Below are 13,379 nucleotides of genomic sequence, written 5' to 3'. Positions count from 1 at the left end.
CGACCTGTGCCTAGGCCAGCGGGGGCGCGTCCCCCAGCACCAGACCGGGTGCCGCCGGCAGCCAGTAGCCGAGGTAGGTGCCGGCGGTGACCTGGTAGCTCAGGCGCCCGTTCACCCAGGCGCTGGCGCTGAGGAACGCGCCCGAGGCGCGCGGGAAGGTGACGGTCTTGGACCCGACGACCTGCCACCTGCTGTCGTACGCGTAGCCGGTGTAGGTGCCGGGCTCGACGGTCAGCAGCCGGGTGGGCGCGTACGTGTGCTCGACGAACTTCCCGGCGAGCCACCGGTTCTGCGCGTCCTCCGCCACGAACATGCCGGCGAACACCCCGTTCGCCATGCGGTAGTGCACGCCCCGGCCGGTCACCCGGACGCGCTGGTCGGCGGTGGCGGTGGAGAACCGGATCAGGTTGATCGACTTCTGCGCGACGACCCGGCCGGCGGCGTCGAACTGGTAGGCGACGTGGGAGCCGGGACCGAACCACACGATGCCGTCGACAGGCGGGTACGGGTAGTCGGCGCGCAGCACGTCGGCGTACGCGGCGAACACGCCGGCGTGGGTGAGCTGGTGCAGCGCGAGCATCTGCTGGGTGTGCACCTGGTGGTAGCTCGGGTAGGACCGGGCGCAGCCGACCGAATAGCGGCTGGCCCACTGCGGGACGCGCAGCGTGGCCGGCACGTAGCGCCGCACCGTCGTGGCCGTCCCGTCCATCAGGCTCACCGCCCGGCTGTCCCGGGTGATCCGCCAGTAGTCGTACACGCCGTAGAACGCGTAGATCATGCCGTTGAGGACCCGTTCCCCGCGCACCCCCGGGCTGTCCGGATACTCCTCCAGCCACAGGTAGCCGTCCGTGTCGGTCCAGCTCACCCAGGGCACCCCGAGCTGTGGTCCGAGGGTGAGGCTGAGGAACGTACGGTCCGCCGCCGTACGCCAGGTGGCGTCGCCGGTCACCTCGTACAGCCGCACGAACAGGCTGAGCAGCTCCCCCTGTGCCATCGCGCTGTACCAGGGCGCCTGGAGCACCAGCCCGGTGCACCGGGGCAGGTCGAAGGGGTACGAGTACCACCACGCGCCGCGGGACTCCACCTTGCGGTCCAGGTTCCGCCGCGCCTGCGCGATCGCCCGGTCGAGGAAGAACCGGTCGCCCGTGACCTGGTAGGCGTTGAGGTTGTCCAGTCCCCAGTCGGCCTGGACCACCGGGTGGTCGTAGAGGACGCCCTGCCAGGTGAAGAGCCGCACACCGGAGGCGTCGTGCGCCAGCGGGTCGGTCCGCGGGACTGTCATCTGACGCGAGGTCGGTGAGACCGAGCCGGGCAGCAGGCGCGGCAGGTAGCCGTCCCGGGCGTACGCGGCGAGCGTCGCGCTCCGCCCGGAGAGTGCGGTGGCGGCCGCCGCGCCGGTCACCGGCGTCCCCGTCAGGCCGACGGCGAGCACCGCCGCCACCCACGCGCGCCAGGCCAGCCGGATCCTCATGGGACCTCCAAGGTCGGGAGTGTCCTCCCATCCCAGCAACCGCATGTCGCTTTTGCCAGACTCCTTTCATCATGCGTGGAATAGGCGCACATAACATGAGTATTCGTGACTGTTACCGACCGTCCGGCGAGGCGGGCGGGCGCGCACGCCGGTCGCGGGCCGGGACGGCAGAATGCACGGGAACCCACCCGAGAAGGCGGATCAGATCGTGACCCAGTCAGTGCACCAGCGCATCGCCGAGGAACTCGGCGTCGCCGAACGGCAGGTGCGGGCGGCAGTCGAGCTGCTCGACGGCGGCGCCACAGTGCCGTTCATCGCCCGCTACCGCAAGGAGGCCACCGGCCTGCTCGACGACGCGCAGCTGCGCACGCTGGAGGAGCGGCTGCGCTACCTGCGCGAGCTGGACGAGCGGCGCGCGGCGGTGCTGGAGTCGATCCGGAGCCAGGGCAAACTCGACGAGGCGCTGGAGGCGCAGATCCTCGCCGCCGACTCCAAGTCCCGCCTGGAGGACATCTACCTGCCCTACAAGCCGAAGCGGCGCACCCGCGCGCAGATCGCCCGCGAGGCCGGGCTGGAGCCGCTCGCGGACACGCTCCTGGCCGACCCGGCGCAGGACCCGAAGACGGTCGCCGCCGGGTTCGCCGACCCGGACAGGGGCGTCGCGGACGCCGCGGCCGCCCTGGACGGGGCGCGGGCCATCCTGATCGAGCGCTTCGCCGAGGACGCCGACCTGATCGGCACGCTGCGCGAGCAGATGTGGTCGCGGGGCCGGCTGGTCTCCCGGGTACGCGACGGCCAGGAGACCGCGGGCGCGAAGTTCGCCGACTACTTCGACTTCGCCGAGCCGTACCCGAAGCTGCCCTCGCACCGCATCCTCGCCATGTTCCGGGGCGAGAAGGAGGGCGTGCTGGAGCTGACCATGGACCCGGAGGGCGAGGGCGACGCCGACGCGGCGACCGGACCGAGCCGCTACGAGGCCGCCGTGGCCGGACGCTTCGGCATCAGCGACCAGGGACGGCCCGCCGACAAGTGGCTGGCCGACACGGTGCGCTGGGCCTGGCGTACCCGGATCCTCATCCACCTCGGCGCGGACCTGCGGATGCGGCTGTGGCAGGTGGCCGAGGAGGAGGCCGTGCGGGTCTTCGCCACCAACCTGCGTGACCTGCTGCTGGCCGCACCGGCCGGGGCGCGGGCGACGATGGGCCTCGACCCGGGCCTGCGTACCGGGGTGAAGGTCGCGGTGGTCGACGCCACCGGCAAGGTGGTCGCCACCGACACGATCTACCCGCACGAGCCGCGCCGGCAGTGGGACGCCTCGCTGCACACGCTCGCCACGCTCGCCGCCGCGCACGGCGTCGAGCTGGTCGCGATCGGCAACGGCACCGCCAGCCGGGAGACCGACAAGCTCGCCGGTGACCTGATCAAGCGGCACCCGGAGCTGAAGCTGACCAAGGTGGTGGTCTCCGAGGCCGGCGCGTCGGTCTACTCCGCCTCCGCGTACGCCTCGCAGGAGCTGCCCGGCCTGGACGTCTCGCTGCGCGGCGCGGTGTCGATCGCCCGCCGCCTCCAGGACCCGCTGGCCGAGCTGGTGAAGATCGACCCGCGGTCGATCGGCGTCGGGCAGTACCAGCACGACCTGTCCGAGGTGAAGCTGTCCCGCTCGCTCGACGCGGTGGTCGAGGACTGCGTCAACGCGGTCGGCGTGGACGTGAACACCGCCTCCGCGCCGCTGCTCACCCGGGTCTCCGGCATCGGCGCCGGGCTGGCCGAGAACATCGTGCTGCACCGCGACGCCAACGGGCCGTTCCGCACCCGCGCCGAGCTGAAGAAGGTGCCGCGGCTCGGGCCGAAGGCGTTCGAGCAGTGCGCCGGCTTCCTGCGCATCCCCGGCGGCGACGACCCGCTCGACTCCTCCAGCGTGCACCCGGAGGCGTACCCGATGGTGCGCCGCATCCTCTCCTCCACCGGGCAGGACCTGCGCGGTCTGATCGGGAAGTCGGCCATCCTGCGCGGCCTGCGCGCGACCGACTTCGTCGACGAGACGTTCGGCCTGCCCACCGTCACCGACATCCTGGCCGAGCTGGAGAAGCCCGGCCGTGACCCGCGCCCGGAGTTCCGCACCGCGACGTTCGTCGAGGGCGTGGAGAAGATCGGCGACCTGACGCCGGGCATGGTGCTGGAGGGCGTGGTGACGAACGTGGCCGCGTTCGGCGCGTTCGTCGACGTGGGCGTGCACCAGGACGGCCTGGTGCACGTCTCGGCCATGTCGCACACCTTCGTGAAGGATCCGCGCGACGTGGTGAAGTCCGGCGACGTGGTCAAGGTCCGGGTACTCGACGTGGACGTGCCCCGCAAGCGGATCTCGCTGACGCTGCGGCTGGACGACGAGGCGCCGGCCGGCGGTGGTCGCCCGGCGGGCGGCGACGGACGGCGGGACCGGGGCGGGCAGGGCGGCGCCGCTCCGCGGGCCGGCGGCCAGGGTCGCGGCCAGGGCCGGGGCGGGCAGGGCGGCGGTGGCCAGCGGGGTGACCGGGGCGCGTCGCGCGGCGGCCAGCAGCAGCGGCCGGGGCGCGGTGGCGGCGGTTCCGCCCCGCTCAACGACGCCATGGCCGAGGCGCTGCGCCGCGCCGGGCTGGCCTGATCTCCCGGGGTGCGCTGCCGAGCTGTCGACTCAGCTCGGCAGCGCGCCGTGCGCGCGGCGCGCGTACCCTCGCGGTCGTGGGTGGCGAGGACGACGAGCGGTGGCGGGAACGACGACGCCACGCGGTGCGGGCGCACGCGGAGGCCGCTGATCGGGAACGCGCCGCGGAGCAGGCGGAGGCCGCGGAGCTGGTGGCCCGGTTCGCCGCCGAGGCGCTGCGGCGCGGGCTGCGCACCGACCGGCTGACCGCGACCGGCCACGACGGGCGCGGGCGTTACCGCACACGACTGACCGGGTGGTACGTGGACCGGGCGCACAGCCGCGCGGTGGACACCGACGGGTGCTTCTACCTGCTCACCGTGACGCCCGGTCTGCGCGCGCGGCTGTTCGGGGCCGACCCGCGGCCCAGCGCACCGCCGCTGGTGGTCGGCCGGGGCGGTCGCGACGGCGAGTCGGTGCCGCTGGCGGCGCTGCTCAGCCGGCGTCTCGACGCGGGCGACGACTGGCGCTGAGGGCGGCGGCCGGCCGCTGATCGGCCCGCTGCCGCGGCACCGGGCGCGCGGCGCGCCGGGCGACGTGCCGCCACCAGCACAGCTGCACCACGAGCGTGAGCAGCCCGGCGAGCACGATCGCGGCCAGGTTGATCACCAGTTGGAGGGCCGAGCCGGCCGCCTCGTGCCACACGCCGTACGCGGACGCCACGGCCACGTTCGCCGCCGCCGGCACGGTGGTCACCGAGATCAGCACGCCCACGAGCGAGCCGGACTTCTTCGACGTCAGCGACAGCATGCCGGCGATGCCGGCGAGCAGGCCCACCACCCAGGACAACGCGTCCGGGCGCCAGATGAAGTCGGTCATCGGCCGCTCGGCCAGCAGCATGTCCCGGCCGACCAGGCCCGCTGCGGTGAGCGCCCAGGTGCTCAGCACTGTCGCCGCCATGGCGACCAGGAAGCCGACGGTCAGGGCCTGCACCGAGCGGCCGGCCACGCGCGGCTGCCGGCGCAGCAGCGCCACGCAGAGCGCGGCGAGCGGACCGAACTCGGGGCCGACCACCATCGCGCCGACGATCAGGATCGGCTGGTCCAGCAGCACGCCGATGCCGGCGATCATGGTGGCCACCACGATCAGGGCGAGGAACGTGCCGGTGAGCACCGTCTGCTCGCCGGTCTTCGCGGCGATCTCGTCCCAGACCACGGCGTCCTCGCCGTGCCCCGGCGCCTCCTCGGCGGCCCGGTCGGCCGCCTCGGACAGCGTCAGCTCCACGTCGTCGGCCGCGATCGCCCCGTGCGCCTCGACACCCAGTTCCTGGAGCCGGCTCAGCACGCCGTCGGCGCTCTCCCGGACGACGTCGCAGGTGACGTAGTCACCGGCGGGCTGGCGGGCGGCCCCGGGCAGCACCACGAGGTGCGTGACGCCGGGATCGGCGGCCAGCAGGTCCACGACCGCCGACGACTGGTCACTCGACGCGATCACCCTCAGGTGCAGCACTCGGGGCTCCTGGCTCGTCGATTCCTGTGCGGGGCCGCCGAACTCTACTCGGTCGCGGCCCGATCGTGTGCTTTTCGGCACGAACCCGGCGTACGCCATCACCCCTCGGCAGGTCGGCCGTTTTACCGTCCGTGACCCTTCGATGCCACGACTGTGATCCCACCGCGGGGACGGAGGCTCGATGACCGGCCGAATCTACCTGTCGCCGCCCGATGTCGGGCCCCTGGAGGAGTCCTACGTGCTCCGCGCGATCCGCTCGGGCTGGGTCGCGCCGCTCGGCCCCGAGGTGGAGGCGTTCGAGCGGGAGGTCGCGCAGCGAGTCGGGGCGGCTCACGCGCTGGCCCTGAACTCCGGTACGTCCGCGCTGCACCTGGCCCTGCTCGCCCTGGGGGCCGGGCCGGGAAGCGTGGTGGCGGCACCGACCATGACCTTCGCGGCGACCGCGAACGCCGCCGTCTACACCGGCGCCGAACCGGTCTTCGTCGACTGCGACCCGGCGACCGGCAACATGGACGTGACAGCGCTCGCCGAGATGCTCGACCGGCTGGGCCGGTCCGGCGAGAAGGTCGCCGCGGTGCTGATCGCGGACATGTTCGGCACCTGCGCCGACTACGACGAACTGCTGCCGGTGTGCGAGGCGGCGGGAGTGCCGGTCGTCGAGGACGCCGCGCAGGCGCTGGGCGCGACCTACCGCGGGCGTCCGGCCGCCTCCTTCGGGCGGCTCAACGCGCTGTCCTTCAACGGAAACAAGATCATCACAACCTCCGGCGGAGGGATGCTGCTCTCCGACGACGAAGCGTTGCTCGCCCGCTGCCGACACCTGGCGACCCAGGCACGCGAACCCGTGCCGCACTACGAACACGTCGACGTGGGTTACAACTACCGGCTCAGCAACCTGCTCGCCGCCCTGGGGCGGGCGCAGCTGCACCGGCTGGACGGGATGATGCGGCGCCGCCGGCTGCTCCGCGAGCGCTACGCCAAGCTGTTCTCCGGCGTTCCCGGCGTCCGGCTGCTCGGCGACGGGGACGAGGGCTCGAACTGCTGGCTGACCAGCATCGTGGTCGACCCCGAGCGGACCGGCTGGCCGGCGGCGGACCTCGGAGCGCACCTGGCCGCGCGCGACATCGAGACCCGGCACGTGTGGAAGCCGATGCACCGGCAGCCGGTCTTCGCCGGGTGCCGGTCGGTCGTCACGGGCGCCGCGGACCGCCTGTTCGCCCAGGGTCTCACCCTGCCCAGCGGTTCCGCCCTGGACGACGACCGGGCGGCGCGGGTCATCGGTGCCGTCGAGCAGTTCCTGGACGCCCGGTGACGGCCGGCGCGGGCGCGCGTCCGCTGCGGATCGTCGTCCTGCTGAAGACGGACCAGGGCGGGCTCTGGGTCCTCCCCCAGGTCGAGGAACTGCGCCGCCGCGGGCACCAGGTCGTCGCGGTCCTGCCGCGCACCACCGGGCGCCTGACCGGCGAACTCCGGCAGCGAGGCGTCGAGGTGCACGACTCGCCGTTCGACTTCCGCTTCCGGCCGCGCCCGTCGACGCTGCGGGACCTGTGGCGGCTCCGCCGCCTGATCAGCCGGCTCCGCCCGGACGTCCTCAAGTACCACCTGTACGCGTCCGCGCTCGCCGCCCGCTTCGCGAGCCTGCGCCTGCCGCTGCGTCGCGTCCACATGGTGGCCGGGCCGCTCTACCTGGAGTCTCCGCTGATCAAGGTCGTCGAGCGGGCGTTGTGGCGGCTCGACCACGTCACCATCTGCGGCACCGGCCACACCTCCGGTCTCTACGGCGCACTCGGGTGTCCCGCGCCCCGGCGCCCGGTCGTCACCTACGGCGCCAGGGCCGCGCACTTCGCCGAACTCGAGGGCGCGGCCGGCCGGCGAGAGGTGCGCGCCAAGGCGCGCGCCGAACTCGGCATCGAGGAGGACGCTTTCGTCGTCATCATGGTCGCCTACGTCTATCCGCCGCGCCGACTGGTCCACCAGGGCCGCGGCATCAAGGGCCACGACGTGCTGCTGGCGGCCTGGCGGGAGTTCCGCGCCGACCACCCGGACGCCCGGCTGCTCCTGGTGGGCGCCGGCTTCTCCCCGGCCGGAGAGACACACCGGCGGGAGCTGATCCGGCGCTTCGAGGTCGACCGGGATCCGAGCGTGACGTGGTTGACGTCGGTGTCGGACGTGCGGGACTGCTACCGCGCCGCCGACCTGAGCGTCAGTCCCTCCCTCTCCGAGGGGCACGGCGCGGCCTGCGAGGCGGGAGCCTCCGGGGTGCCCAGCGTCGTCAGCGACGCCGGCGGCCTGCCCGAGACCGTCGACGAGACAACCGGGTGGGTGGTGCCGCGCAACGACGTGCCGGCGCTGGTCGCCGCGCTGCGCAACGCCCACCGGGAGTTCACCGACGGCCGGCTCCGTCTGCGCGGTGAGCGGGCCCAGCAGTTCGCCCTGCGGCACTTCGACGACACGGTGGCCGCCGCCGCCGTGGCCGACGTGGTGGAGGCCACCTGCCGGACCGGCGGGAGATCCTGATGCGGGTCGTGGTCACGTCGGAGTCGCGCTTCAGCCGGACTCCGGACGGTGCGGTGTGGGTCGAGGCCGGCCCCGACCACACGATCTGGCGGCGGTACCTGGCCGCCTTCGACCGCGTACGCGTCGCCGCCCGGGTCCGGGACGTCGCGCAGCGGCCGCCGGCCGCCTCCCGGGTCGACGGGGACGGCGTCGAGGTCTGGGCGCTGCCGTACTACGTGGGGCCACGGGGCTACCTGCTCGGGCGGCGGACGCTCGCCGAAGCGGTGACCGCCGCCGCGGAGCCTCGGGACGCCGTGGTGCTCCGGGTGCCGTCGCCGATCGGCGCGCTTCTGGCCCGGGCGCGCAGCCGGGCCCGCCTCCCGTACGCGCTCGAGGTGATCGGCGATCCGTACGACGTGCTCGCCCCGGGGGTCGTCCGGCATCCGCTGCGGCCCGTGCTGCGGACGCTGTCGACCCGCACGCTGCGCAGGCAGTGCCGGGAGGCCGCCGCGGTGGCGTACGAGACGGAACGGCGCCTGCAACTGCGGTACCCGACGCTGCCGACCACGCCGACGGCGGGCATCTCCAGCGTCGACCTGCCACCCGCGGCGTTCGTCCCGCGAGCCCGGCCGCTCCGGCAACCGCCGGCGGAGCCGACGCTGGTGTCGGTCGGCTCGCTCGAACAGCTCTACAAGGGCATCGACACGCTCATCTCGGCGCTGGCGCTGATGCCCGCCGACGGGCCGCGGGCCCGGCTCGTGCACGTCGGCGTGGGTGCCTACCGGCCCCACCTGGAGCAGCTGGCCGCCCGGTCGGGCGTGGCCGGCCGGGTGAGCTTCACCGGCCCTCTCCCCGACGCCGAGGCGGTCCGCCGGACGCTGGACTCGGCGGACCTGTTCGTGATGCCGTCGCGCACCGAAGGTCTGCCCCGGGCGCTCATCGAGGCGATGGCCAGGGCGCTCCCGGCCGTGGGTTCGACCGCCGGCGGCATCCCGGAACTGCTCGAACCGGACTGCCTGGTGCCGCCCGACGACCCGGCCGCCCTCGCCGCCACCGTCACCGCGATGCTCGCCGCCCCGGACCGGCTGGCGGCGGCCTCGGCCCGCAACCTCGGCCGGGCCCGTGACTTCTCCGCCGAAACGCTCGACGCCCGCCGGGCGTGGTTCTACCGGACCGTCGTCGAGGTCGCCGCCGGCCGGCCGGACCGGCGGTCACCGGTCGCCCTGCGGTCCGGACGCTGACGTACGGCGCCGGCGCACCTCCGAGGTGCGCCGGCGCCCCGCGGCCGGGACCGCTCAGTGCACGGGGTGTCCCGGACGCACGTCCCCTCGGGTCACGCCTCGGAGGATGTCGAGGTAGCGGCCGAGCTGGTCCTCCCGGAACAGTCCGTCGAGCGCGGTCGCCGGCACCGCCGGCACCCGTCCGGTCCGGTCCTTCACGGCCAGCCACTCCCGCAACCGGGCCGCGATCGCGGCCGGATCGTTCGCCACGACACCCGCGCCGCGATCACGCAGCAGGCGTGCGGCCACGCCGTCCGCGAAGCCGAGCAGGAGGACGGGACGGCGGGCCTGGAGGTAGTCGAAGATCTTGCCGGTCATCGTGCCGGCGTCCCGGGGGTCGTTCCACATGAGCAGCACGAGCGCGTCCGCGTCCGCCTGGATCCGCCACGACTTCTCCGGCGAGACCTGGCCGAGAAGGGTGACGGAGTCGGTCACGCCGGCTCGTTCGGCGGCGGCGCGGACGATGCCGTGGTCCTCCCCCGCGAAGATCACATGCACCTTCGCGGCGTCCGGCCCGAGCAGGGCGATCGCGTCGAGGAGAGGACCGGGGTCACGCTTGCCCGGATAGATGTAACCGGTGTGCGCGAGCGTGAGTGTGCCGTACGGCACCTCGACACCGGCCGGGGTCGCGGGTGCGGGCCGGCGGTCGATGCCGTTCATGACCACGTGCGTCCGGACCCCGAACGTGCGGCGGATCGTCTCGGCCAGCGGCTCCGAGATCGTCACGCACGCTGCCACGGTACGCAGCACCCGGCGTTCCAGCCGCTCGTCGACGGCTCGGCGCAGCGGCGTCCGTACCCAGTGGTCGTTGCCGACGGACCACAGATCCCGGTAGTCGGCGACCCAGGGCACCCGGAACCGCCGGGCGAGCGTCGCGGCCACGACGAACCCGGAGAAGGGCGGGCCGGACACGAGGATGACGTCCGGGCGCCAGCCCGCCGCGAACCTGTCGAACTCGCGCACCGGCGGCCGGATCCAGTTGAGCTGTGGGTCCGGCAGCAACAGCTCCATGCCGGCCCTGACCAGCAGCCGTCGGGCACCCGCGCGGGTCCGGCCGAGGCGGGAACGCACGGGTGCCGGGCCGCCCGCCGCCGAGCCGTGCCCGGTGCCGCCGGGCCGGGGAAGACGCGGTGCCGGCGCGATCCGGATCAGCCGGTCCTCGGGCACCGGGACGGGAGCTCCGCCCTGGTCCGCGCCGACGGCGGTGAGTACCCGGACGTCCCACCCCTGTCGCGCCGCGTACGCCGCGAGGGCGGCGGGCCGGCGGGCACCGACGGTCTCCGCCGGCGGGAAGTGGTACGAGACGATCAGCAGGCGCGGAGTCGGCTCCGGGTGCGGGTCGTTCGTCATAGCGGGGTCAACCATTCCTTCCGGTACACGGACATGACGACGAGGAGCCTCAGCTCTGCGGGACGAGTCGCGGCGCGGGACGAGGACGGCCGTGTTCGCGTCCGGCCGCCGTCACGACGCGCAGCGACATCAGCCACCCGACCCCGTACGCCAGCGCGCCGGACACCCCGAACGCCCACACCGCGGTCAGCGGTGACCCGCCGGCCAGCGCCACCACCGAGACGGCACCGGCCACCACCACGACCCGGCCCGCGTCCCAGACGAGCTGGAGAGCCTGGCGTTCGTACACGACGAGCGTCTGCGACAGCGGCGAGACGACGAGCTGAGCCGCCATGAAGACGGCGAGGGCCTGGGCGTAGACGCCGCTGCTGTGCCACTGCGCGCCGAAGACCAGGCTGAAGGCCGTGGGCGCGGCGACCACGACGAGGAGCGCGCCGGGACCCGCGATCAGTGCGAGCTTCCGGCTGGCGTCCAGGAAGACGCGCCGGCCGCCCCGCGGCTGCTCCCGCGCGATCCGCGCGATCTCCCCCAGGTAGACCTGCGCCACCGCGGACGCCACGAGCGCGGCGGGCATGGCGATCATCCGCTGGGTCAGCCCCAGCCAGCCGGCCACCGCCGAGCCGTACCAGTAGGCGATGAGCAGCACCGGCAACTGCATGCCGAGGATGTTGAGCAGGCCGGACGGAGCCAGCAGGAAGGGAAACCGCCGGTAGCGGCGCGCCACCGCCAGCAGGCGGGGCCGCCGCCGAGGCGTCCGGGCGGTCGCGTCGCGTCCACCGGCGCCCCGGAGCAGGACCGCGGCGGCCGCGACCTGGCCGAACCCGAAGCCGAGCGCCAGGCCACCGGGACGAAGCCCCGCCACCCCCGCCCCGACCTGGGTGACCACGACCGCCAAGGACTGCAGGAGGTTGCGCCGGCCGATCACGCCGTAACGACGATGCCGCACCGCGAACTGGTTGAGCACCAGGACGACACCCATCGCCGCGGCGGAGGGCGGCACCACCCAGAGCCAGTGGACCAGCTCGGGCTGACCGAACCAGGCGGCCACCCGGTCTCCCACCAGCAGGACCACGACCGATCCCAGGAGCGCCGTACCCGCGGCCGCGGCGAGACCGAGCCGCACCAGCGCCCGTGCGTCCTCCTCCCGTTCCGGCAGCGGAACCGCCATCTCGAACCGGAGCGCGGCCACCGTGCCCACGATCACCACCAGTGCGGCGATCACCGCGAGGACGCCGAAATCGACAGGGCGGTAGAGCCTCGCCAGCAACGGCGCCGCGGCCAGCGCCAGCAGTTGACCGCCGGCCGATCCGGCGGCGATGCCCACCACTCCGCGCCGCCCGCTCGACATGGCGAGCCGCCTGGCACGCCACCTCACCCAGGGACACCCGGCCGGTCGGCCGGCCGTGTCCGCCCGCCGCGGACCGGCATACCGGTGCGCTGCGTCGCACCGGCCATCACGAGCACACCGAGAGCCAGTGCGGCGAAGAGCGGACGGCCCGCGTTCACGTCACCGGAGGTCGACACCGCCACCACGTTGAACGCCAGCACCGCCAGGACGAACCCGGCGACCGGGTCACGCCGGGTCGCGCGCCAGAGCCCCGCGGCCACGACGAGAGTGGCCAGGATGAAGGCCCCGCCCACCAGCCAGCCCGCTTCGGCCGGCAGCTCCAGCCAGAGGTTGTGCGGGTAGTTGTGCACCAACATGCCGGAGTAGTCGGACCAGTTGCCGTAACCGACCCCGCCCGGATGCTCGGCGATCATCGGCACGCTGACGTCACGCATCTCCGCCCGGGCGGTGCCGACCATCTCCTCGCTCGGGTCGACCAGGAGCGCGTACACCCGGGGCGGCAGCAGCGACGGCATGGCGATGACGGCCAGCACCAGGGCACCCATCAGGCCCAGACCGACCCACTCGCGCCGGCCCCGCCGCAGCTTGAGGCGGAACCCGGCCAGCACCAGGACGAAGAGGGCGACCACGGTGGCCAGGAGCGGTCCCCGGGAGCCGGTCGCGAACAGTGCGAGGCCGAGCAGCACCGCCAGGCCCGCCGCCCACCAGGCCGCCACCCGCTTCTGCAGGTAGAGCCAGGTGAGAGCGACGAGCGCACCCCCGATGGCCCGGGCCAGCCAGATCGGGTTGGAGCCGAAGCCGTCGGCCCGCCCGTCCTGCGGATCGCCGGTGAGCGTGGCGATCGCGAGCACCACCCCGGACAGCACGAACACGGCGGCGAACATCTCCACGTCACGTCGTCCGCGCAGCACCGCGACCGCCAGCGTGGCGAACATCGTCAACGTCAGGAGCAGCAGGAACTTCTGCCGGCCGTAGTCGGTCTCCGGGGGGTGCAGGAAGCCCGGCAACGCGAGGACACCGAAGACCACCAGAACCCAGAAGATCACCGTGCGGGCCCGGGAGGACGGACGGAGGATCTCGTGCAGGAGCAACGGCACCGCGAGCACGACCGCGGCGATGAGGAAGCCGCGGCCGACCTCACGCGTGAACTGGTCGAAGTTGAGCAGCAGCACCACGGCGGTGGCGCGCAGCACCGCCGAGACGAGACCACCTGTTCGCCGTACCGGTGCCTCCGGCCGGGCGGGCCCGGCGGCGCCGCGAACCGTACCGATCGCCGACGACCGCCGGTTGTCCTGCATCACCATC

At 73.9% G+C, this 13,379-nt stretch carries 10 protein-coding genes; 5 read left to right on the top strand and 5 right to left on the bottom strand.

Going from position 1 to position 13,379, the window contains the following annotated elements; all coding sequences use genetic code 11:
• Nucleotides 1-10: 10 nt before the first annotated feature.
• Nucleotides 11-1,471: a D-glucuronyl C5-epimerase family protein gene (locus ACQP26_RS10815; RefSeq protein ID WP_433495626.1), complete on the bottom strand. Its 1,461-nt coding sequence runs from the start codon at nt 1,469-1,471 to the stop codon at nt 11-13.
• Nucleotides 1,472-1,679: 208 nt separating this feature from the next.
• On the opposite strand from ACQP26_RS10815, the gene ACQP26_RS10810 reads away from it, so the two are divergent.
• Both ACQP26_RS10810 and ACQP26_RS10805 read left to right on the top strand, forming a co-directional pair.
• Nucleotides 1,680-4,112 carry a Tex family protein gene (locus ACQP26_RS10810; protein WP_433495625.1) on the top strand — a complete coding sequence of 811 codons (2,433 nt, stop codon included), beginning with the start codon at nt 1,680-1,682 and terminating at the stop codon, nt 4,110-4,112.
• A 77-nt stretch (nt 4,113-4,189) separates the two neighbouring features.
• A complete protein-coding gene (locus tag ACQP26_RS10805) occupies nt 4,190-4,624 on the top strand; it encodes a hypothetical protein (protein WP_269700697.1) in 435 nt (144 codons plus the stop codon).
• On the opposite strand, the gene ACQP26_RS10800 is transcribed toward ACQP26_RS10805, so the two are convergent.
• Nucleotides 4,587-5,600, bottom strand: a complete 1,014-nt coding sequence (locus tag ACQP26_RS10800) for a DUF389 domain-containing protein (protein WP_433495624.1) — start codon at nt 5,598-5,600, stop codon at nt 4,587-4,589. The two genes, ACQP26_RS10805 and ACQP26_RS10800, sit on opposite strands and share 38 nt — an antisense overlap.
• Nucleotides 5,601-5,781: 181 nt before the next feature.
• On the opposite strand from ACQP26_RS10800, the gene ACQP26_RS10795 reads away from it, so the two are divergent.
• The 3 genes from ACQP26_RS10795 to ACQP26_RS10785 are packed head-to-tail and all read left to right on the top strand — an operon-like array spanning nt 5,782 to nt 9,337.
• Nucleotides 5,782-6,912 (top strand): DegT/DnrJ/EryC1/StrS family aminotransferase, encoded by a 1,131-nt coding sequence (locus ACQP26_RS10795; RefSeq protein ID WP_281578417.1) that lies wholly within the window; start codon nt 5,782-5,784, stop codon nt 6,910-6,912.
• Nucleotides 6,909-8,117 (top strand): glycosyltransferase family 4 protein, encoded by a 1,209-nt coding sequence (locus ACQP26_RS10790; RefSeq protein ID WP_433495623.1) that lies wholly within the window; start codon nt 6,909-6,911, stop codon nt 8,115-8,117. The genes ACQP26_RS10795 and ACQP26_RS10790 overlap by 4 nt, the downstream gene beginning before the upstream one ends.
• Nucleotides 8,117-9,337, top strand: a complete 1,221-nt coding sequence (locus ACQP26_RS10785; RefSeq protein ID WP_433495622.1) for a glycosyltransferase — start codon at nt 8,117-8,119, stop codon at nt 9,335-9,337. The genes ACQP26_RS10790 and ACQP26_RS10785 overlap by 1 nt, the downstream gene beginning before the upstream one ends.
• Nucleotides 9,338-9,391: 54 nt before the next feature.
• On the opposite strand, the gene ACQP26_RS10780 is transcribed toward ACQP26_RS10785, so the two are convergent.
• From ACQP26_RS10780 to ACQP26_RS10770, 3 genes are read right to left on the bottom strand one after another with little or no spacing between them, the layout of a single operon-like run.
• A complete protein-coding gene (locus ACQP26_RS10780; RefSeq protein WP_433495621.1) occupies nt 9,392-10,726 on the bottom strand; it encodes a glycosyltransferase in 1,335 nt (444 codons plus the stop codon).
• Nucleotides 10,727-10,775: 49 nt separating this feature from the next.
• Nucleotides 10,776-12,101: a lipopolysaccharide biosynthesis protein gene (locus ACQP26_RS10775; RefSeq protein WP_433495620.1), complete on the bottom strand. Its 1,326-nt coding sequence runs from the start codon at nt 12,099-12,101 to the stop codon at nt 10,776-10,778.
• Entirely contained in the window at nt 12,098-13,378 is a 1,281-nt protein-coding gene (locus tag ACQP26_RS10770; RefSeq protein WP_433496124.1) for an O-antigen ligase family protein, read from the bottom strand. Before ACQP26_RS10770 ends, ACQP26_RS10775 begins: the two co-directional genes overlap by 4 nt.
• Between the last annotated feature and the right edge of the window lies 1 nt (nt 13,379).

The sequence above is a fragment of the Micromonospora sp. CA-248089 genome (assembly GCF_050948515.1).
Taxonomy (GTDB): domain Bacteria; phylum Actinomycetota; class Actinomycetes; order Mycobacteriales; family Micromonosporaceae; genus Micromonospora.
The sequence above is the reverse complement of the archived record's forward strand: the minus strand, read 5'-3'. Positions and strand labels throughout refer to the sequence as shown.